The organism is Promicromonospora sp. NPDC110617, from assembly GCF_055598465.1.
In genome coordinates, this window is record NZ_JBVKBM010000003.1 from 208496 (window position 1) to 228361 (window position 19866).

18 protein-coding genes are annotated in these 19866 nt (G+C 73.1%); 9 read left to right on the forward strand and 9 right to left on the reverse strand.

The window, feature by feature from the left end:
- Positions 1 to 16: 16 nt before the first annotated feature.
- Positions 17 to 712: a response regulator gene (locus tag ACZ7LE_RS18700; protein WP_470404750.1), complete on the reverse strand. Its 696-nt coding sequence runs from the start codon at positions 710 to 712 to the stop codon at positions 17 to 19.
- Positions 709 to 2487, reverse strand: coding sequence for a sensor histidine kinase (locus ACZ7LE_RS18705; RefSeq protein ID WP_470404751.1), 1779 nt, complete (start codon positions 2485 to 2487; stop codon positions 709 to 711). The genes ACZ7LE_RS18700 and ACZ7LE_RS18705 overlap by 4 nt, the downstream gene beginning before the upstream one ends.
- 130 nt (positions 2488 to 2617) lie before the next feature.
- Between ACZ7LE_RS18705 and ACZ7LE_RS18710 the strand changes: the two genes are divergently transcribed.
- The 4 genes from ACZ7LE_RS18710 to ACZ7LE_RS18725 all read left to right on the forward strand — a co-directional run bounded on the left by ACZ7LE_RS18710 (position 2618) and on the right by ACZ7LE_RS18725 (position 6718).
- On the forward strand, positions 2618 to 4039 hold the full coding sequence (locus tag ACZ7LE_RS18710) for a cation:dicarboxylate symporter family transporter (protein ID WP_470404752.1): 1422 nt from the start codon (positions 2618 to 2620) through the stop codon (positions 4037 to 4039).
- Between the two features lie 277 nt (positions 4040 to 4316).
- Positions 4317 to 5069 (forward strand): SDR family oxidoreductase, encoded by a 753-nt coding sequence (locus ACZ7LE_RS18715; RefSeq protein ID WP_470404753.1) that lies wholly within the window; start codon positions 4317 to 4319, stop codon positions 5067 to 5069.
- Positions 5066 to 5977, forward strand: coding sequence for an SDR family oxidoreductase (locus tag ACZ7LE_RS18720; RefSeq protein WP_470404754.1), 912 nt, complete (start codon positions 5066 to 5068; stop codon positions 5975 to 5977). The genes ACZ7LE_RS18715 and ACZ7LE_RS18720 overlap by 4 nt, the downstream gene beginning before the upstream one ends.
- 117 nt (positions 5978 to 6094) lie before the next feature.
- Positions 6095 to 6718 (forward strand): TetR/AcrR family transcriptional regulator, encoded by a 624-nt coding sequence (locus ACZ7LE_RS18725; RefSeq protein WP_470404755.1) that lies wholly within the window; start codon positions 6095 to 6097, stop codon positions 6716 to 6718.
- A gap of 110 nt (positions 6719 to 6828) precedes the next feature.
- Here ACZ7LE_RS18725 and ACZ7LE_RS18730 read toward each other — a convergent pair whose 3' ends face one another.
- From ACZ7LE_RS18730 to ACZ7LE_RS18750, 5 genes are all read right to left on the reverse strand, one after another.
- The gene (locus ACZ7LE_RS18730) at positions 6829 to 7842 is read right to left on the reverse strand and encodes an AEC family transporter (RefSeq protein WP_470404756.1); all 1014 of its coding nucleotides are present in this window, start codon (positions 7840 to 7842) and stop codon (positions 6829 to 6831) included.
- Between the two features lie 103 nt (positions 7843 to 7945).
- Complete coding sequence (locus tag ACZ7LE_RS18735; RefSeq protein WP_470404757.1) at positions 7946 to 9274, reverse strand: enolase C-terminal domain-like protein; 1329 nt, start codon at positions 9272 to 9274, stop codon at positions 7946 to 7948.
- The gene (locus tag ACZ7LE_RS18740) at positions 9271 to 10908 is read right to left on the reverse strand and encodes an aldehyde dehydrogenase (NADP(+)) (RefSeq protein WP_470404758.1); all 1638 of its coding nucleotides are present in this window, start codon (positions 10906 to 10908) and stop codon (positions 9271 to 9273) included. The genes ACZ7LE_RS18735 and ACZ7LE_RS18740 overlap by 4 nt, the downstream gene beginning before the upstream one ends.
- Before the next feature lie 26 nt (positions 10909 to 10934).
- Positions 10935 to 11918, reverse strand: coding sequence for a 5-dehydro-4-deoxyglucarate dehydratase (gene kdgD / locus ACZ7LE_RS18745; protein ID WP_470404759.1), 984 nt, complete (start codon positions 11916 to 11918; stop codon positions 10935 to 10937).
- Positions 11919 to 12066: 148 nt separating this feature from the next.
- Positions 12067 to 12945, reverse strand: coding sequence for a LysR family transcriptional regulator (locus ACZ7LE_RS18750; RefSeq protein WP_470404760.1), 879 nt, complete (start codon positions 12943 to 12945; stop codon positions 12067 to 12069).
- Positions 12946 to 13082: 137 nt separating this feature from the next.
- On the opposite strand from ACZ7LE_RS18750, the gene ACZ7LE_RS18755 reads away from it, so the two are divergent.
- From ACZ7LE_RS18755 to ACZ7LE_RS18770, 4 genes are read left to right on the forward strand one after another with little or no spacing between them, the layout of a single operon-like run.
- Positions 13083 to 14102, forward strand: a complete 1020-nt coding sequence (locus ACZ7LE_RS18755; protein ID WP_470404761.1) for a tripartite tricarboxylate transporter substrate binding protein — start codon at positions 13083 to 13085, stop codon at positions 14100 to 14102.
- 33 nt (positions 14103 to 14135) lie between these two features.
- Positions 14136 to 14687, forward strand: a complete 552-nt coding sequence (locus ACZ7LE_RS18760) for a tripartite tricarboxylate transporter TctB family protein (protein WP_470404762.1) — start codon at positions 14136 to 14138, stop codon at positions 14685 to 14687.
- 35 nt (positions 14688 to 14722) lie between these two features.
- Complete coding sequence (locus ACZ7LE_RS18765) at positions 14723 to 16273, forward strand: tripartite tricarboxylate transporter permease (protein ID WP_470404763.1); 1551 nt, start codon at positions 14723 to 14725, stop codon at positions 16271 to 16273.
- A complete protein-coding gene (locus ACZ7LE_RS18770) occupies positions 16270 to 16665 on the forward strand; it encodes a universal stress protein (RefSeq protein ID WP_470404764.1) in 396 nt (131 codons plus the stop codon). The genes ACZ7LE_RS18765 and ACZ7LE_RS18770 overlap by 4 nt, the downstream gene beginning before the upstream one ends.
- 146 nt (positions 16666 to 16811) lie before the next feature.
- Here ACZ7LE_RS18770 and ACZ7LE_RS18775 read toward each other — a convergent pair whose 3' ends face one another.
- Positions 16812 to 17519, reverse strand: coding sequence for a FadR/GntR family transcriptional regulator (locus tag ACZ7LE_RS18775; protein WP_470404765.1), 708 nt, complete (start codon positions 17517 to 17519; stop codon positions 16812 to 16814).
- Between the two features lie 100 nt (positions 17520 to 17619).
- On the reverse strand, positions 17620 to 18753 hold the full coding sequence (locus ACZ7LE_RS18780; RefSeq protein ID WP_470404766.1) for an L-talarate/galactarate dehydratase: 1134 nt from the start codon (positions 18751 to 18753) through the stop codon (positions 17620 to 17622).
- Between the two features lie 83 nt (positions 18754 to 18836).
- On the opposite strand from ACZ7LE_RS18780, the gene ACZ7LE_RS18785 reads away from it, so the two are divergent.
- Complete coding sequence (locus tag ACZ7LE_RS18785; RefSeq protein ID WP_470404767.1) at positions 18837 to 19778, forward strand: NAD-dependent epimerase/dehydratase family protein; 942 nt, start codon at positions 18837 to 18839, stop codon at positions 19776 to 19778.
- Positions 19779 to 19866: the final 88 nt, after the last annotated feature.

Genomic DNA, 19866 nt, shown 5'->3' on the forward strand with positions numbered 1-19866 from the left:
GGGAATCCGGTGGGCGTCAGGCCGGACGGCGGCGGGCGTACTCCAGCTCCGGACGGCCGCGCGTGCCGTAGCGGGGCGCGCGGGTCGCGACGCCGCGGTCCGCGAGGAACTCCAGGTACCGGCGGGCCGTGATCCGCGCCAGGTGCAGCTCGTCGCCCACCTCGCTCGCGGACAGCGCGCCGGAGGCCCGGGCGAGCAGGTCGGACACCGCGTCCAGGGTGTCCTGGGACAGCCCCTTGGGCAGCCCGGCCGCGTTGGAGGTGCGCAGCGCCGCGAACGCGGTGTCCACCTCGCGCTGGCTCATCGTCGAGACCGGCGAGCGCATCTGCTCGAAGTACTTGCGGTACGCCCCGAGCTTCTCGGCGAACAGCCCGAACGCGAACGGCTTGATGAGGTACTGCACCACGCCGACGGCGACCGCCTCGCGCACCACCTCCAGCTCGCGCGCCGCCGTCACGGCGATCACGTCCACCACCAGGCCCGCCGCGCGGAGCTGGCGGCACAGCACCAGGCCGTGCCGGTCGGGCAGGTTCATGTCCAGCAGGAGCAGGTGCACTTCCTGCCCGGCAGCCTGGGCGTCGCGCAGCGCGCGGACGGTCTCGCCCGCCGTGTGCACCACCCCGGCCAGCTCGAAACCCTCGACGCGGCGCACGTACTCACCGTGCGCGTCGGCGGTGCGGTGGTCGTCCTCCACGACCAGGACCCGGATCACCCGCGGCCGCCCGGCGCGCTCGGCCCGGCCAGCCGGGCCGGTTCGGCCAGCCCGGCCGGTTCTGCCGGTTCGGCAGGTCCGGTCCGGCCGGCGAGAGCGGGCGGTACGACGACGGCGGCGTCGTCGGGCGGGCTGCCGGGCGACGCCTCCTCGGGACGGGGGAGCGTGACCGTGAAGACCGCGCCCGTGCCCGCCCCGCGCGTCACCTCGACGTCGCCGCCGAGGCTCTCGACCACCTGGCGCACCAGCGCCAGGCCGTAGCCGCGGCCGCCCGCCGCGGCGTCCTTGGTGCTCCAGCCGTGCTCGAAGATGCGGCCGAGGTCGGCGTCCGCGATGCCGGCCCCGCTGTCGGAGACCTGGAAGACCAGCGAGCCGTCGTCGCCGTTGGCGAGGTAGATCTCGACCCACGCCTCGGTCGCCCCGGCCAGCGCGCGGGCCGACGCGGCGTCGATCGCGTTGTCGATCAGGTTGCCCAGGATCGTGACGACGTCCACGGGCTCCAGCCAGTGCGTGCCCGGCGTCAGGTGCGTCTCGAAGTGCATCTCGACGGCGCGCTCGCGGGCCTGGGCGGCCTTGCCCAGCACGAGCGCGGCGATGACGGGCTCCTCGATCGCCTGGACCACGCGGTCGGTGAGCCGCTGGCCCAGGTCCTTCTCGCCGGCGATGAACCGCAGCGCCTCGTCGCTGCGGCCCAGCTCGATGAGGGTCGCGATGGTGTGCAGCCGGTTGCTGAAGTCGTGGGTCTGGGCGCGCAGCGCCTCGGAGATGGTGCGCACCGACGACAGCTCGCCGGTGACACGCTGCAGCTCGGTGCGGTCGCGCAGGGACACGACCTCGCCGACGGTGCGTCCCGCGGCCGCGGCGGCGTCGCGGCCCACGAGGAGCACGCGGTCGCCCACGCGGACCGGGCCCTCGGGCGCGGCGCCGACCAGCACGTCGTGCACGGCGGGGGACAGACGCTCGTCGTCCACGGCGAACGGCGCCGTGAGGTCCGGGACGTCGAGCAGCCGCAGCGCCTCGTCGTTGGCCAGCACCACGGTGCCGTCCTCGACCAGGAGCATGCCCTCCTCGACGGAGTGCAGCACCGCCTCGTGCGCGGTGAACAGGTGCGCCAGCTCGTCCGGGCCCTTGCTCTCCGTGATCCGGTCCAGCCGGCGCGCCAGCAGCGTCGCGGCCACCGCGCCCGTGCCGAACGCCAGCAGCGTGCCGACACCGACGATCACCAGGCGGGGGACGATGCTGTCCCACAGGCGGTCGAGCGTGACGCCGGCGGAGACCATGCCGACCACCTCGCCGTCGTCCGTCACGACGGGGACCACGGCGCGTACCGACGGGCCGAGCGTGCCGTCGTAGACCTCGGTGAACGTCTCGCCGCGCAGCGCCGGCGCCGTGGTGCCCACGAACTCGCGGCCGATCTGCCACGTGTTGCGGTGCGTGTAGCGCGTCCGGTCGGTGTCCATGACGGTCAGGTAGTCGATCTCCGTGGTCGCCATGACCCGCTCGGCGTACGGCTGCAGCAGCCCGGAGGCCTCGGCGACGGCGCCCGGGCGGTCCGTCCCCAGCGTGTCGTGCGCCCGCGCCACGGTGTCGATCACGAGGGCCTCCGCCGCGACCGTGGCCGCCAGGTCGGTGCTCTCCTTCGCCGCGTGGGTCTCGGCCGAGGACCGGGCGTCCAGCGCCAGCAGCCCGAACACGATGACGGCTCCGGCGAACAGCAGCGCCGTGTGCACGGCGAGGAACCACCTCGCGATACTCGCACCCCGTCGCTGCGCCACGGGGTCCATTGTGGACCGCCCGCACGGGTGCTCCGACCGCCGCGAGAACACTATGTACGCAATGGTGGGGTTCGCCGCCCTGGCCAGCACTCTTGTCGCTGACCACACAGCGTTGTGAGAGGAACACACCATGGCGGTAACGCAGCCCGCCGGCGCCGGGACCACCCCGCGCCGCCGGCTCGACAAGAGTCACTACCTGTACATCGCGGTGATCGTCGCCGTCGTCGCCGGCGTCATCGTGGGCCTGGCCTCCCCGGAGACCGGAGTGGCGCTGAAGCCGCTCGGCACCGGGTTCGTGGCCCTGATCAAGATGATGATCTCGCCGGTCATCTTCTGCACCATCGTGCTGGGCATCGGCTCGATCGCGAAGGCCGCCACCGTCGGCCGGGTCGGCGGGCTGGCGCTGCTCTACTTCCTCGTGATGTCCACGTTCGCGCTGTTCATCGGCCTGGTCGTCGGCAACGTGCTGCACCCGGGCGAGGGCCTGAACATCGCGGACGCCAGCTACGAGGCGGAGGGCGAGGCCGCCGGCCTGGTCGACTTCGTGCTCGGCATCATCCCCACCACGCTCGTCTCGCCGCTGACCGGCGAGTCCGTGCTGCAGACGCTGTTCGTGGCGCTGCTCGTCGGGTTCGCCATCCAGCAGCTCGGCGCCCGCGGCAAGCCCGCGCTCGACGCGATCCGGCTGATCCAGGCGATCGTGTTCCGCGTGCTGACGATGATCCTGTGGGTCGCCCCCGTGGGTGCGTTCGGGGCCATCGCGGGCGTCGTCGGCGAGACCGGCTGGGGAGCCGTCGTCGCCCTGGGCACGCTGATGGTCGGCTTCTACCTGACCTGCATCCTGTTCATCGCGGTGGTGCTGGGCGCCGTGCTCTGGTTCGTGGCCCGCGTGAACATCTTCTCGCTCATGAAGTACCTGGCGCGCGAGTACCTGCTGATCGTCAGCACGTCGTCGTCCGAGGCGGCCCTGCCGCGCCTCATCGCCAAGATGGAGCACCTGGGCGTGTCCAAGCCGGTCGTCGGCATCACGGTGCCGACCGGGTACTCGTTCAACCTGGACGGCACGGCCATCTACCTGACCATGGCGTCGCTGTTCATCGCGTCCGCCATGGGGACGCCGCTGTCCGTGCCCGAGCAGATCGGCATGCTCGCCTTCATGATCATCGCCTCCAAGGGCGCCGCCGGGGTCACCGGCGCCGGCCTGGCGACGCTCGCCGGCGGCCTGCAGACCTACCGCCCCGACCTGGTCGACGGCGTGGGCATCGTGGTGGGCATCGACCGCTTCATGTCCGAGGCGCGCGCCCTGACCAACTTCACCGGCAACGCCGTGGCCACGGTCATCATCGGCACCTGGACCAAGGAGATCGACCGCGACCGCGTGACCGAGGTGCTGTCCGGCGCGCTCCCGTTCGACGAGAGCGCGGCGGACGACCTGCACGCGCCGGACGCCGCCGCCGGCACGCGGGACGGCGACGCCGCCGGGGATGCCGGCGACGACGGTGACCGCACGGGCGGCTCGCGCCCGCGGGTGCCGGAGCCGACGGGCGTCTGAGGGCGCCGCCGGCGCCGGCTGACGGCGCCGGCCACGGACCGACGCCGGCCGGGGAACTCTGGGGGGACCCCGGCCGCCGTCTGACAGGAGGGTCCGCCTCCAGCAGGTGATCAGGCATGTCTCCGACGCGGAGCATGCGGGATCGCCTGCTGGAGGCGGACCTTTTGGCGTCGACCCGGGACCAGTGTGCGGGAATATATGGACGGCGCGTGCACTTCTGTGCTTATATGGACGCGCAGTCCACATCGAGACCGACATCGAGACCAGGGAGCACCTCATGAGCACCAGCACGGACACCAGCGGCACCCAGCGCGTCGCGCTCGTCACCGGCGGGTCGGGCGGCATCGGCCGTGCCGTCGTCGGGCGGCTCGCGGCGGACGGCTACGCCGTCGCCGTCCACTACGCCGGCAACCAGGCCCGGGCCGACGAGGTCGTGGACGAGGTCCAGGCCGCAGGCGGCCAGGCGATCGCCGTCGCCGGGGACGTCGCCGACGAGACGGCGATGGTCGCCGCCTTCGACGCGACCGAGGCGGCGTTCGGCGGCGTCGACGTCGTCGTCAACACGGCAGGGATCATGCTGCTCGGCCCGGTCGCCACCTTCGACCTGGCCGACCTCGACCGCATGCACCGCACCAACATCCGCGGCACGTTCGTCGTGGCCCAGCTCGCCGCGAACCGGCTGCGCGCCGGCGGCGCACTGATCAACTTCTCGACGTCGGTGGTCCGGGCGCAGTTCCCGGCGTACGCCGCGTACGTGGCCAGCAAGGCCGCCGTCGAGGGGATGACGCTCATCCTCGCCCGCGAGCTGCGGGGCAAGGACATCACCGTCAACGTCGTGGCGCCCGGCCCCACGGCCACCCCGCTCTTCCTGAACGGCAAGGACGAGCAGACCATCTCGAACCTGGCGCACGCCGTGCCGCTCGAGCGCCTCGGCCAGCCCGAGGACATCGCCGAGACGGTCGCCTTCCTGGCCGGACCCGCGCGGTGGGTCAACGGTCAGGTCATCTACACCAACGGAGGCCTGGCATGAGCGCCGTCGTCGTCATCACCGGAGCGTCGAGCGGGTTCGGAGCCCTCACGGCGCGGGCCCTGGCCGCCGCGGGCCACACCGTCTACGCGGGCATGCGAGAGACCGAGGGGCGCAACGCGCCGCAGGTCGACGCCGCGCGGGCCTGGGCCTCCGAGCATGCGGCCGACCTGCGGCCGGTCGAGCTCGACGTGAGCTCGCAGGAGTCGGTCGACCGCGCCGTCGGGCAGATCGAGGCCGCGCACGGGAAGGTGGACGTGCTGATCCACAACGCCGGGCACATGGTGGTCGGCCCGGCGGAGGCCTTCACGCCGGAGCAGCTCGCGCAGCTCTACGACGTCAACGTGCTGTCCACCCAGCGCGTGAACCGGGCGGTCCTGCCCGGGATGCGCCGGCGGGGCGCGGGGCTCGTGATCTGGGTGTCCAGCTCCAGCGTCAAGGGCGGCACCCCGCCGTACCTCGCCCCGTACTTCGCGGCCAAGGCGGGCATGGACTCCCTCGCGGTGTCGTACGCCGCCGAGCTGGCCCGCTGGGGAGTGGAGACCTCGATCGTGGTGCCCGGCTCGTTCACGAGCGGCACCAACCACTTCGCGCACGCGGGCCACCCGGCCGACGCCGCGGTGGAGGCCGACTACGAGACCCGGTACGCCGGGCTCATGGGCCAGGTCGCGGAGAAGCTCGCGGCCCTGGCGCCCGACGCCGACGTGTCGCTGGTCGCGGACGAGATCGCCCGCATCGTGGCCCTGCCCGCCGGGCAGCGGCCGTACCGCGTGCACATCGACCCGGCCGACGACGGATCCGCGGCGGTCTCCGACCTCGCCGACCGGACCCGCCGCGAGTTCCTGGAGCGCGTGGGCCTGCCGGATCTGCTCACGGCCGGCGCCGGCACCGGTGCCAGTGGATCAGCGTGATCGGTAGAACGTCAGGTGATCGGCAGCCCGAGGCGCCGATCACCTGACATCCTGCCGACCGACCAGGTCAGCTCCGCGAGCCCACCTAGACTCGCGGGAGTTCAGCGAGGAGGGGACATGACGAACCAGGTGACGTCCGACGTCGATCCTGCGCCCGCGCGTGGCCGGGGGCGCGGGCGGCGACCCGCCGACGAGGTGCGCGCCGACGTGCTGTGCACCGTCGGTCGGCTGCTGCTGGACGAAGGCATCGCCGACCTGACGTTCGAGCGGGTCGCGCGGCTGTCCGGCGTCAGCAAGACGACGCTCTACAAGTGGTGGCCGTCCAAGGGGGCGCTGGCCCTGGACGGCTACTTCCACGCGGTGCAGCACACGCTCGCCTTCCCCGACACCGGAGACATCCGTGTGGACCTGCGCGACCAGCTCCGGGCGTTCGTGCACCTGATGACGACGACGCCCGCGGGGCGCATCCTCGCCGAGCTGATCGGCCAGTCCCAGACCGACCAGGACCTCGCCGTCGCCTACCGCACGCTGTACTCGTCCGAGCGGCGCCGCCTCGCGGCCGAGCGACTGCGCGCGGCGCAGGAGGCGGGCCAGGTGCGGGACGACGTCGACGTGCAGGTGGTGGTCGACCAGCTCTGGGGCGCCGTCTACCACCGGCTGCTGGTCCCGGACGAGCCGGTCACCGAGGGGTTCGCCGACGCACTGGTGAACAACCTGCTGGGCGGGATCGCGCGCCCCTGACCGTACCGCCGGGCGGGCCTGTGGGCCGCGGCAGGTGAACGTAGGTCTGGTCGCGCTCTCGGCGCTCAGAGTGCGACTACTCCTACGTTCGATTGCGGTGGTCGTCGGCGTCAGCCCAGGAGCAGGGTGATCAACAGGGATATCGGCAGCGCCAGCACCATGCTCAGGAGGGTGACGTCGCGGACCGACGTCGTCGCCAGGCGGAAGTGGCCCGCGAACAGGAACACGTTCTGCGCGGTGGGCAGCGCCGCCATCAGCACGACCCCCAGCAGGTCCAGGCCGTCCAGCCCGAACAGGAACCGGCCCACGACCCACGCGAGCGCCGGCATGACCAGGGACTTGAGCACGGTGCCCAGCACCACCTCGGCCCGTGCCTCGCGGCCCAGCGGTCGCTGACCCCGCAGCGACATGCCGAACAGCAGCAGGAGCAGCGGCACCGAGGCGTGGCCGAGCATCTCGACCGGCTGCCCGAGCACCGCGGGCAGGTCCACGGAGAACGCCGCGGCGAGCAGGCCGAGCCCGGTCGCGACCGTGACCGGGTTGGCCAGCGACCGGGCGAGGGTGGCGCCGAGGGAACGGCCGGAGTCGCCGCTGCCGTCGGCCACGGCTGAGTTGTCGTCGGGCGCGGCGGCGCCGTCGTCGACGGCGTCCGCGAACCGGCCCGCCCGCCCCGCCCGGTGCCGGCACCACGCGAACACCGACAGGTAGACCGGCGCGACCACGAGGAGCTGCGCGATGAGCACGGAGACCACCGGGGCGGCGGTCCCCACCGCGTACAGCGCGATCGGCACGCCGATGTTGCCCGCGTTCACGTACGAGCTCGCCATCGCGCCTGCGGCGACCGGGCCGGCGGGCCGCCGCAGCAGCCCGCCCGCGACCACCGCGTACAGCAGGCCCGTGGCCGCCGCGGTGATCAGTGCGATCGGCGTGTAGGTGCGCAGCACCGCGCCCAGGTCGGCGTCGGACATGAGCAGGAACATCAGCGCCGGGTTGGTGATGTAGTACACCAGCGGCGCGATGCCGCGTTGCATGGCGCGGGCCTCGCCCGGCAGCACCCACGCGGCCACGAACCCCACGCCCACCAGCACCAGGACGATCGCGAACCCGAGCAGCACCCCGCTCATCGCACACCTCGCCCCGCCCGACACCGCTGAGTGCTGGGTATCTGCGGGGTCGTGGGGCTTTTGTACCGCAAATACCCAGCACTCAGCGGGCGAGGGAGACGAGTCAGCGGACCAGGCACGGGCGTTTCGGGTCGAAGGCCCAGCCCGGGACCAGGTACTGCATCGCTGTCGCGTCGTCGCGGGCGCCCAGGCCGTGCTCCAGGTAGAGCTCGTGCGCGGCGGCCAGGCGCTCGCGGTCGAGCTCGACGCCGAGCCCCGGCGTCGTCGGCACCTGGATCGCGCCGCCCTGGATCCGCGGCGGGGCCGTGGTCAGGCCCTGCCCGTCCTGCCAGATCCAGTGCGTGTCCAGCGCCGTGATCTCGCCGGGCGCCGCTGCTCCGACGTGCGTGAACATCGCCAGCGAGATGTCGAAGTGGTTGTTGGAGTGCGACCCCCAGGTCAGCCCGAACTCGTGGCAGAGCTGCGCCACGCGCACGGAGCCCGCCATGGTCCAGAAGTGCGGGTCGGCCAGCGGGATGTCGACGGCGCTCGCGCGCACGGCGTGCGCCATCTCGCGCCAGTCCGTCGCGATCATGTTGGTCGCCGTCGGCAGACCGGTCGCCCGCTTGAACTCGGCCATGACCTCCCGGCCGGAGAACCGGCCCTCCGCGCCACAGGGATCTTCGGCGTACGCGACGACGCCCCGCATCCGCCGGCCCAGCCGGATCGCGTCGTCCAGCAGCCAGCCGCCGTTGGGGTCGAGCGTGATCCGCGCGTCGGGGAAGCGCTCCTTGAGCGCGACGACGGTGTCGACCTCCAGGTCACCGGCCTGCACGCCGCCCTTGAGCTTGAAGTCGGTGAACCCGTAGCGCGCGGCGGCGGCCTCGGCCAGCCGCACGACGGCGTCCGGCGTCATCGCCTCCTCGCGGCGCAGCCGCCCCCACGCGTCGGACTCGTCGTCCCCACGCAGGTACGGCAGGTCGGTCGCGCCCGGGTCGCCCACGTAGAACAGGTACCCGAGCATCGGCACGGCCTCGCGCTGGACGCCGTCGCCGAGCAGCTCGGCCACGGGCACGCCCAGGTCCTGGCCGTGCAGGTCGAGCAGCGCGGACTCCATGGCCGTGACCGCGTGCACCGTGGTGCGCAGGTCGAAGGTCTGCAGCCCGCGCCCGCCCGCGTCGCGGTCGGCGAAGGCCCGGGCGACGTCGCGCAGCAGGGAGCGGTACCGCGCCACCGGCTGCCCGACGACGATCGCGCCGGCCTCCTCGATCGTGGCCCGGATCTTCTCCCCGCCGGGCACCTCGCCCAGCCCGGTGCGGCCGTCGGAGTCGGTGACGATCGCGACGTTCCGCGTGAAGAACGGGGCGTGTGCGCCCGACAGGTTGAGCAGCATCGAGTCGTGGCCCGCGACGGGCACGACCTCGACGCGGGCGATCGTGGGGTGCGCGGTCACCGGGCGGCCTCCGCCGCCGCGGCCTCGGGGGCGCCGGTGTCGGTCGCGCCCAGGACGACGTCGAGCACGCCGTCCACCCGCCGCGTCAGGTGCCACGGGTTGTCCGACCGGAGCGGCTCGGGCAGCAGGTACTCCGGCAGGTTCTGGTAGGCGACGGGTCGCAGGAACCGCTCGATCGCGAGCGTGCCCACCGAGGTGGTGCGCCCGTCCGACGTCGCGGGGAACGGCCCGCCGTGCACCATCGCGTGCCCCACCTCGACGCCGGTGGGCCAGCCGTTGGCCAGGATGCGCCCGGCCTTGCGCTCCAGCACGGGCAGCAGCGCGGCGGCGGTCTCGCGGTCGTCCTCGGTCAGGTGCAGCGTCACGGTGAGCTGCCCCTCGAGGCGCTCGACGGCGGACAGCAGCTCGGCGGCGTCCGAGTACCGGACCACGAGCGAGGCCGCACCGAAGATCTCGGCCTGCAGCACGGGGTTGCTGAGCAGGGTCGGCACCGCGCTGGCGAACACGGCAGGCGCGGGGGCGTTCTGCGTCGCGCCCGGCGAACCGGCCCCCACGAGCGAGACGCCGTCCTGCGCGGCCAGCGCGTCGACGCCGTCCTGCCAGGCCTGCGCGATGCCGTCGGTGAGCATGGTCTGCCCGGCGGCCGCCGCCGCGGCGCGCCCGGCGGCGGCCACGAACGCGTCGCCGCGCTCGCCGTCCGGCACGAACACGAGGCCCGGGGCGGTGCAGAGCTGGCCCGACGAGCCGGTGACCGACGTGAGGTACGCCGCGGCCAGGGCGTCGACGTCGCCCGCGAGGGCGCCGTCGAGCAGGATCGTGGGGTTGATCGAGCTCATCTCGGCGTAGACCGGGATGGGCACGGGCCGGGCCGCGGCGGCCGCGACGAGCGCGAGGCCGCCGCCGCGGGAGCCGGTGAAGCCGACGGCCTGGATCACCGGGTCGGACACCAGGGCCTGGCCGACGACCTTGCCCGGCCCGTAGACCAGCGAGAACACGCCGGGGTGCAGTCCGGCGGAGGCGACGGCGTCCGCCACCGCGCGGCCCACCAGCTCGGCTGTGCCGGGGTGCGCGTTGTGTGCCTTGACGACGACCGGGCAGCCCGCGGCCAGCGCGGAGGCGGTGTCGCCGCCCGCGGTGGAGAAGGCGAGCGGGAAGTTGCTGGCGCCGAACACGGCGACGGGGCCGACGGGCACCTTGCGCTGCCGGATGTCGGCGCGCGGCAGGGGAGCGCGGTCGGGCAGGGCGGGGTCGATCCGCACGCCGCGGTGGTCGCCCTGGCGCACGACCTGCGCGAACAGCCGGAGCTGGCCTGTGGTGCGGGCGACCTCGCCCGTGAGGCGGGCCGCCGGGAGACCGGTCTCGCGCATGGCCCGCGCGACGACGTCGGGCGCGATCGCCTCGATGTTGGCCGCGACCTGCTCCAGGAAGCGGGCGTGCGGCTCGGGCGCGAGCGCGGAGAAGGAGGCGAAGGCCTCCTGTGCGGCGGCCGTCGCCTGCGCGACCTGCGCCTCGTCGAGCAGCGAGTAGGCGGGTTCGAGCGCCTGGGCGGTGGCCGGGTCCTGCCCGGCGAAGGTGCCGGCGGTGCCCTGCAGGGGCGCGCCGGCGACGATCGAGTGACCGGTGAGCTGGGTCATCGCATGTCTCCTTGAGTGCGTTCGGGTCAGCCGGCCAGGGTGTCGACGGCGGCGTCGGCTGAAGCGGCCGGCGCGGCGGCGTCAGCGGCGGGGCGCACCCCGGCGGCGTCGATCAGGGCGGTGAGGTCGGCGAGGTCCCGGGCCGTGAGGTCCTGCAGGGGCGCGCGGACGCTGCCCATGTCGCGGCCGACCGCCTTCATGCCGCCCTTGACGATCGAGACGCCGTAACCCTTGGTGCGGTCGCGGATGTCGAGGTAGGGCAGCACGAACCGGCGCAGCTTCTCGGTGACCGCCGCGTGGTCCTGGCTGCGGACGTCGCGGTAGAACTGGAGGGCGAACTCGGGCACGAAGTTGTACATGGCCGACGAGTAGGTGCTCATGCCGAGCTGCAGCAGCGGCAGGGCGTAGGTCTCGGCGGTGGGCAGTCCGCCCAGGTAGAACAGCCGGTCGCCGTTGGTGGCGTAGACACGCGTGAGGTGCTCGATGTCGCCGATCGCGTCCTTGAACCCGATGAAGTTGGGGTGCCGCTCGGCCAGCCGGGCGACGGTGGTCGCGGAGTAGATCGCGTTGCCGCGGTTGTAGACGATGACGCCGAGATCCGTGGCGGCGCAGACGGCGGAGGCGTGCTCCAGCAGCCCGTCCTGGTCGGCCTCGGTGAGGTACGGGGGCAGCAGCAGGAGGCCCTCGGCGCCGGCGTCCTGCGCGGCGCGCGCATTGTCGATCGCCTGGGCGGTGTTGCCGCCCGCGCTGCCGAGCACCGGGGTGCGGCCCGCGGCGGTCTCGACGGCGAGGCGCACCACGCGGGCCGACTCCTGCGGCGTCAGGCTGAAGCCCTCGCCCGTGCCGCCGGCGGCGAAGAGGCCGCCGATCCGGAAGCTCGACTGCCAGTCGATGTGGTCGCGGTAGCGCTCCTCGTCGATCGCGCCGTCCGCGGTGAACGGCGTGACGGGAAACGACAGCAGCCCGTCCTTGAGGGCGACGGCGAGCTCCTGCGGTGCATACGTGGCCAAGGTGGCCCCCTCCTGTGACAGACGCCGGCGATGACATGCTGATCGGCTAGGTTCTCGCGGCCACGGTAGGAACCGCCCACGATGCCTGTCCAAGCCCAAAACGGCATCAACTCATGCCGCAACTGCATCGCTAGGTGACCGCTCGGTCTCAGGACGAGGGGTGGAGGTAGCGGAGGAACTCGTGCAGGGCCGGGTTCTTCGAGGTGCGGTCCCAGATGGCGTGCAGCTCGACGACGCCGTGCGGCACGTCGAGCTCCACGAACGTCACGCCCGGCAGGCCCAGCAGGCGGGCCGACTCCGGGACGAACGCCACGCCGCGCCCGGCGGCGACCAGCGAGCACATCGTCAGGATCTGGCTGACGACGTGCACCACGTTGCCGTGCTCGACGGCGATGTACCGCACCACCATGTCGTAGAAGTACCGCGCCTTGGTGGGATGGTGGCCGACGACGGGCTGGTCGCGCAGGTCGGCGGCGGTCACGGGACGGTCCAGGCGGGCCAGCGCGTGGCCCGGCGGCACGGCCAGCACCAGGTCCTCGGACAGCAGGAGCCGGGAGTCGAAGCTCTCCTGGTCGAACGGCGGCCGGCCGAGCGCCAGGTCGAGCTCGCCACGGCGGATCGCCTCGATCTGCTCGATCGTCACCAGCTCCTGGAGGTCGAGGTCGACGTCGGGCATGAAGTCGGTGATCTCCTGCACGAGCGTGCCGAGCAGGCTGAACCCCGAGGCCGCGGTGAAGCCGAGGCGCAGCACGCCCGCGCGGCCGGCGGCGATCTTGCGGGCCAGGGCGGGGGCGGCGTCGGCGGCGGTCAGGAGGCGCCGGGCCTCCTCGAGGAACACGGTGCCGGCCGTCGTCAGCTCGACGTGCCGGTTGTCGCGCTCCAGGAGCGGGACGCCGACCGCGCGTTCCAGCTTCTGGACCTGACGGCTCAGGGGCGGCTGGGTCATGTTGAGTCGTTCCGCCGCGCGGCCGAAGTGGAGCTCTTCCGCGACGGCGATGAAGCAGCGGACCTGATCGAGGGTGTACACGAGGGCCTTTCCGGGAACTGATGCATTCCGAGTATCAAGCAATGCAGTAAGAGGCTTAGACAGGCATCGTATGGGCTTCCTATGCTCAACGCCCGACCGGCAGATGCCCGTCGAAGATCTCAACGAGGAGAGCTGTGATGACAACTCCTGACCGCCGTAGCCCGCGCCTCCGCCGTGTCGCCCTGGGCGCCACCGCCGCGGCCGCCGCCCTGACGCTCGTCGCGTGCGGCGGCAACGTGGGCGCCACCGGTGGCGGCGAGGGCGAAGACTTCCCGTCCGGCCCGGTGACCATCACCGTGGGGCAGGACGCCGGCGGGTCGACCGACCTCATCGCCCGGGCCGTGGCCGAGGGCATGGCCGAGGACCTCGGCGTGGCGGTGCCGGTGGTCAACCGTGCCGGCGCCAACGGCGCCCTGGCGACCGAGGAGGTCGCGGGCAAGCCGGCCGACGGCTACGAGCTGGTGCTGCTCAACGCCTCCCTCATCACCATCACGCCGCTCGCGGTGTCCGAGGACGAGGCCGTGGACCTGGCGAACCTCGACGTGATCAAGGGCCTCTCGCAGGACGACTACGTGCTGCTGGCCAGCGTCGACTCCGGGTTCGAGAACCTCGACGACCTCAAGGGCGCGTCCGGTGAGATCAAGTACGGCACCACGGGTGTCGGCACCGGCTCGCAGCTCGCCCAGGCCGCCCTGTTCGCGCAGGCCGAGATCGACGGCACCGCTGTCCCGTTCGACTCCGGATCGCCCGCGCTGACCGCCGTCGTCGGCGACCAGGTGCAGGTGGCCACGGTGCAGCTCGGCGAGGCCAAGCCGCAGATCGACGCCGGCAAGGTGGTGCCGCTGCTGGCCTTCTCGGCCGAGCGCAACCAGTTCCTGCCGGACGTGCCGACCGCCGTCGAGGAGGGCTACGACGTGCCCGTGTCGCAGTACCGCGCCCTGGCCGCCCCGAAGGGCCTGCCGGAGGACGTCAAGGCCCGGCTCGTCGAGTCGGTCGACGCCGCGATCGCCTCGGACACCTACACGTCGTTCAACGAGAACAACCTGCTGACGCCGCACGAGATCTCGGGCGAAGAGGTCACCACGGAGTGGACCGAGCTCGCCGACAAGTACCGGGCGCTCACCGAGGAGTACGACATCAGCCTCGCGGAGGGCTGATCCACCGTGGCAACGGCAACCAAGGAGGTAGGCGTGGACGGCAGCTCGAACGGCGGCTCGAACGGCGGGCCGGACGGCGCAGCGGCCGTCGCGCCCGCCGACCCCGCGCAGGCCCTCGCCGACGAGTGGGCCGAGGAGGCGCCTCCGCCCGCCGGGCCGGTCGCGAACCTCGCGGCCAGCCTGGTCACGACCGGGATCGGCGTCCTGGGCGCCGTGACGGCGGTCGGCCTGGGGCTCGGCACGCCGACCCAGCCGGGCGCCGGCCTGTGGCCGCTCGCGATCAGCGTCGCCGTGGTGGTGCTGTCGCTCGCCCAGGTCGTCGTCGGACGGCGGGGCGGCGACGGGGAGAAGTTCTCCCGGTACTCGTGGCTCTCGCTGGTCGGCCTCGCGACGCTCCTGGGGCTCGTGGCGCTGCTGCCGGTGATCGGCTTCGAGATCCCCGCGCTGCTGCTGAGCCTGATCTGGATGAAGTTCCTGGGCGGCGAGTCCTGGCGCTCGGCCGTCCTGTACTCGGTGCTCGTGGTCGGGGTGCTGTACGGGGTCTTCGTCGGGGCGCTCGGCACCAACGTCCCGCACCTCTTCTGACCGCACCGCAGGTCTGATCCGCAAGGGAAACGCACGTGGAATCACTGCAGAACGTAGCCGCCGGCTTTGCCGTCGTGCTCGAACCGACCAACCTCCTGTACTGCCTGCTCGGTGTGGTCATCGGCATGCTCATCGGGGTGCTGCCGGGCCTCGGCCCCGCCGCCACCATCGCCATCCTGCTCCCGCTGACGTACGGCGTGGAGCCGGTCACCGCGATCATCATGCTCGCCGGGATCTTCTACGGCGCCCAGTACGGCGGCACCATCACGTCCGTGCTGCTCCGCCTGCCCGGCGAGGCCAGCTCGGTGGTCACGGTCCTGGACGGGCACGCGCTCGCCAGGCAGGGCAAGGCGGGCACGGCGCTCGGCGTCGCGGCCGTCGGGTCGTTCATCGGTGGCACCGTCGCCATCGTCGGGCTGACCTTCCTCGCCCCGGTCGTGGCGGGCTTCGCGCTCGACTTCGGGCCGCCCGAGTATGCGGCCCTGGCCCTGCTGGGCATCCTCCTGGTCTCGACCATCGCGTCCGGCGCGCGGCTCAAGGCCCTGATCGCCGCGGCGATCGGACTGCTGCTGGCCACCGTCGGCCGCGACGCCTTCACGGGCGCCGAACGCTTCACGTTCGACAGCCTGAGCCTGGCGGACGGCATCGACTTCGTGCCCGTGGCCATGGGCCTGTTCGGTCTCGGCGAGATCCTCTACAACCTGGAGGAGCGGCACCGCGCGGTGCATGCGCCGGGCAAGGTGGCCAACGTCTGGCCGTCGCGCAAGGACCTCAAGGAGTCCTCGGGCGCCGTGACCCGCGGGTCGGTGCTCGGGTTCTTCCTCGGCATCCTGCCCGGCGGTGGCGCGACAATCGCCTCCATGGCCGCCTACGCCGCGGAGAAGAAGCGCGCCAAGGACCCGAGCCGGTTCGGCAAGGGCGCCATCGAGGGCGTGGCCGGCCCGGAGACGGCGAACAACGCCGCCGCGACCAGCTCGTTCATCCCGTTGCTCACGCTCGGCATCCCCGCCAACGCGACCATGGCGCTCATGTTCGGCGCGCTGCTCATCCAGGGCATCACCCCCGGGCCGCAGCTCGTCACCGAGCACCCCGAGCTGTTCTGGGGCGTCGTCAACTCGATGTACATCGGCAACGTGCTGCTGCTCATCATGTCGATCCCGCTGGTGGGCGTGTTCGTGCGCATCCTGCGGGTGCGCGCCGCGATCCTGGCGCCCGTGACGGCCCTGATCACGATGGTCGGCGCCTACACCATCAACAACTCCGTGTTCGACGTGCTCCTCGTGGTCGTCTTCGGCGCCGTCGGATACCTGATGAAGAAGTTCGGGTTCGAGCCGGGACCGCTCGTGCTGGCGTTCGTGCTGGGCTCGCTGCTGGAGTCCAGCCTGCGGCGCTCGCTGCTGATGTTCGACGGGTCGGCGGCGGGCTTCTTCACCCGTCCCATCTCCGCCACGCTGCTGGTGGTGTTCGTGGTGGTGGCCGTGCTGCCGCTGATCCGTGCGGTCCGTGACCGGCGGAACGTCGGGGCCGTTGCTGGTGCGCCGGACGCCGGTGCGTCGGCGAAGAACCGAGAGGAAGAGTCCGTATGAGCATCGTCGTTGGCTACGTCCCCACGCCCGCGGGGGAGGCCGCCGTGCAGGCGGCGATCGTCGAGGCGGGGCTCCGGGACGAGGACCTGCTCGTCGTGAACTCGGCGCGGGAGGGTTCCGTGGTGGAGACCACGGTCGCGGCCGAGGAAGACCTCGACCGGGTGCTCGCGCAGGCCGCCGCGGCGGGGGTGAAGGCGCAGCTCGTGCGCGGCACGCACCGTGACGACTTCACCGACGAGATCCTCGACCTCGCCGAGAAGCACGAGGCGTCGCTGATCGTGATCGGCCTGCGCCGCCGCAGCACGGTCGGCAAGTTCATCATGGGCTCGGTGGCGCAGCGCATCCTGCTCCAGGCCGAGCACCCCGTCCTGGCGGTCAAGCCCCCGCGCTGACGGGCCCGGCCGCCGTCCGGCCGCCGCTCAGACGCGGGTGTTGACCACAGCAGCTGCTGCCAGGAGGCCGTCCCACCTGGCAGCAGCTGCTGTGGTCAACGGCTCTGTCCGACGGCGGCTTTGTCCGACGGCGGCGCGCGGCCGGGTCAGGGGGCGGCGTCGCCCCGTGATTCCTGGAGCAGGCGGCGGCGCGACGACGTGAGGTGGACCCGCATCGCCGCGGCGGCGGCGAGCGGGTCCTGCGCGTCCAGGGCGTCGAGCACGGCCCGGTGCTCCTGGACGACGCCGGCGAACCGGCCACCGTCCTGCGCCGTGGCCTCGTGGGTGTCGAGCCGGCCGCGGGGCATGGCGATCATCTGCGGGCCGAGCCGGTCCAGGGCCTCCAGGAGGAACCTGTTGTCCGCGGCCTCCGCGACGAGCCGGTGGAACGCGAAGTCGTGCTGCATCGCGGTCGCGGGGTGGCCGTCGGACGCCGCGAGCGCGTCGAGCCGGTCGGCGAGCGCCGCGAGCTGCGCGGGGGTGCGCCGTCCGGCGGCGAGCGCCGCAGCCTCGGCCTCCAGGGCCAGGCGGTACTCGACCAGTGCGAGGCGGTCGGCCAGCGACCGGGCGACGGGGGCGCCGCCGTCGTCCGCCTCGGCGGGCGGGGTGAGCGCGTAGCTGCCGCTGCCGCGCCGGGTGTGCACCAGGCCCTCCAGGTTCAGGCGGGCGATGGCCTCGCGGACGACGGTGCGGCTGACCTGGTGCTCGACGGCGAGGCGCGGCTCGCTGGGCAGCTTCTCGCCCGGGGCGATGTCGCCGTTGACGATGCGGCTGCGCAGCGTCTCCACCAGGGTGCCGCTCAGGGTCTGGGCCATGGGCTCATGCTTCCATCTCGGTGCTGCTTCCCGCGGGACGTGTCAGACGTACAGGTCACTCGGGGGACCTGTACGTCTGACACGTCGGGGGTGTCGCGGCTCAGGCCGGACCGAACGTGGCGCTGTCCGTGGTCCAGGCGCGGGCCTGCTCGCTGAACGTCACGCCGAGGCCGGGGCGGTCCGGCACGAGCATGCGCCCGTCCTTGGTCTCGAGCCGCTCGTTGAACAGCGGGTCGAGCCAGTCGAAGTGCTCCACCCACGGCTCGCGCGGGTAGGTGGCGGCGAGGTGCAGGTGGATCTCCATCGCGAAGTGCGGCGCGAGGTCCAGCCCGGCCTGGTCGGCGAGCGTGAGCAGCCGCAGGAACTGCGTGATGCCGCCGACGCGCGGGGCGTCCGGCTGGATGATGTCGCACGCGCGGGTCGCGATGAGCCGCTCGTGCTCCGCCACCGAGGCGAGCATCTCGCCCGTGGCGATCGGGGTGTCCAGGGCGGCGGCCAGCGCCGCGTGGCCCTCGGCGTCGTAGGCGTCCAGGGGCTCCTCGATCCAGACGAGGTCGAACTCCTCCAGGCGCCGGCCCATGCGCAGGGCGGTGCCGCGGTCCCACTGCTGGTTGGCGTCGACCATGAGCGGCACGTCGGGGCCGATGTGCTCGCGGACGGCGGCGACGCGGGCGAGGTCCGTGCGGCCGTCGGGCAGGCCGACCTTGATCTTGATGCCGCCGATGCCCTCGGCGATCGACCGGCTGGCGCGCTCGGTGACCTCCTCGATGCTCGCGTTGAGGAAGCCGCCCGAGGTGTTGTAGGTGCGCACGGAGTCGCGGTGCGCGCCCAGCAGCTTGGCCAGCGGCAGACCGGCGCGCTTGGCCTTGAGGTCGTACAGGGCGATGTCGATGGCGGCCAGCGCCTGGGTCGCGACGCCGGACCGGCCGACCGACGCGCCCGCCCACAGCAGCTTCGTGTAGAGCTTGGCGATGTCGTTGGGGTCCTCGCCGATCGCCGACTGCGCCACCTCCTTCGCGTGCGCGTACTGCGCGGGGCCGCCCGCGCGCTTGGAGTAGGAGAAGCCGAGGCCCTCGAACCCCTGCTCCGTGGTGATCTCCGCGAACAGGAAGACGACCTCGGTCATGGGCTTCTGCCGCCCGGTGAAGACCTTGGCGTCGGAGATGGCGGTGGCCAGCGGCAGCGTGACAGTCGAGAGCTGCACGGTCCGGATGGCGTCGGGCTGGTACGTCATGGCGCTCCTTTGCGGCGGGATGTTCGCTCGCGATCATACAAGTTATCAACCTGTCTGACTAATATCGATGGGACCCTGGGTCCATGACCTCCCACCTCGTCCTCGGCGCCGGGCCCGTCGGCACCGCGCTCGCCCTCCGGCTGGCGCACGCCGGCCGTTCCGTCGCGGTGGTCACCCGCTCCGGCGGCGGCCCGGCCCACCCCCGCGTGGAGCGGATCGCCCTCGACGCCACGGACGCGGCGGCGCTCGCGGCGTCGGCCCGGGGCGCGGACGTGCTGTACAACTGCGCGAACCCTGGCTCGTACCAGGCGTGGGAGCGCGGCTGGCCCCCGCTGGCGGCCGCGGCGCTGCACGCCGCCGAGTCCTCCGGCGCGGTGCTCGTGACGCTGAGCAACCTCTATGGCTACGGTCCCGTCGACGGGCCGATGACCCGCGACCTGCCGCTCGCGGCGTCGGACCACAAGGGCCGGCTCCGGGCCCGGCTGTGGCAGGAGGCGCTCGCCGCCCACCGCGCGGGACGGGTGCAGGCCACCGAGGCGCGCGCGTCGGACTACATCGGGCCGACCGTCCCCGCCTCGCACGGCCTGCTGCCCATGTACGCCGCCGCGACGCTCGCGGGCCGGACCGCGAACGTCATGGCCGACCCGGACCAGCCGCACACCTGGACGGCGGTCGACGACGTCGCCGCGACCCTCGTCGCGCTCGGCGCCGACGACCGGGCCTGGGGCTCGCCGTGGCTGGTGCCGTCCAACCCGCCCGCGACCGTCCGCGAGGTGCTGCGCGCGCTGGGTGCGCGGGCCGGGACGGGGGAGCCCCGGCTGCGCCGCGTGCCGCGCGCGGTGCTGCGGGCCGGGGGTCTCGTGGTGCCGCTGCTGCGCGAGGCCCTGGGCGTGCTCTACCAGTTCGACCAACCCTTCGTGGCGGACGCGGCCGAGACCACCGGGCTGTTCGGCGTCCGGCCGACGCCGTGGGACGACGTCCTGGACGCGACGGCGACGGCCTGGCATGCCCGGGCGGTGGCCTGAGGGCGGAGCCGGGTCGGGCGGGGCCGGGTTGGGCGGGGCCGGTCGGGCGGCGCCGGGTCGGGAGGGCCTGCGTCGTCGTCGGACCTTC

Excerpts from the sequence above, each read along its gene's own strand:
- ACZ7LE_RS18710 (WP_470404752.1), top strand. The coding sequence starts at position 2,618 with ATGGCGGTAACGCAGCCCGCCGGCGCCGGGACCACCCCGCGCCGCCGG.
- ACZ7LE_RS18715 (WP_470404753.1), top strand. The coding sequence starts at position 4,317 with ATGAGCACCAGCACGGACACCAGCGGCACCCAGCGCGTCGCGCTCGTC.
- ACZ7LE_RS18720 (WP_470404754.1), top strand. The coding sequence starts at position 5,066 with ATGAGCGCCGTCGTCGTCATCACCGGAGCGTCGAGCGGGTTCGGAGCC.
- ACZ7LE_RS18725 (WP_470404755.1), top strand. The coding sequence starts at position 6,095 with ATGACGAACCAGGTGACGTCCGACGTCGATCCTGCGCCCGCGCGTGGC.
- ACZ7LE_RS18730 (WP_470404756.1), bottom strand. The coding sequence starts at position 7,842 with ATGAGCGGGGTGCTGCTCGGGTTCGCGATCGTCCTGGTGCTGGTGGGC.
- ACZ7LE_RS18740 (WP_470404758.1), bottom strand. The coding sequence starts at position 10,908 with ATGACCCAGCTCACCGGTCACTCGATCGTCGCCGGCGCGCCCCTGCAG.
- ACZ7LE_RS18755 (WP_470404761.1), top strand. The coding sequence starts at position 13,083 with ATGACAACTCCTGACCGCCGTAGCCCGCGCCTCCGCCGTGTCGCCCTG.
- ACZ7LE_RS18770 (WP_470404764.1), top strand. The coding sequence starts at position 16,270 with ATGAGCATCGTCGTTGGCTACGTCCCCACGCCCGCGGGGGAGGCCGCC.
- ACZ7LE_RS18775 (WP_470404765.1), bottom strand. The coding sequence starts at position 17,519 with ATGGCCCAGACCCTGAGCGGCACCCTGGTGGAGACGCTGCGCAGCCGC.
- ACZ7LE_RS18780 (WP_470404766.1), bottom strand. The coding sequence starts at position 18,753 with ATGACGTACCAGCCCGACGCCATCCGGACCGTGCAGCTCTCGACTGTC.
- ACZ7LE_RS18785 (WP_470404767.1), top strand. The coding sequence starts at position 18,837 with ATGACCTCCCACCTCGTCCTCGGCGCCGGGCCCGTCGGCACCGCGCTC.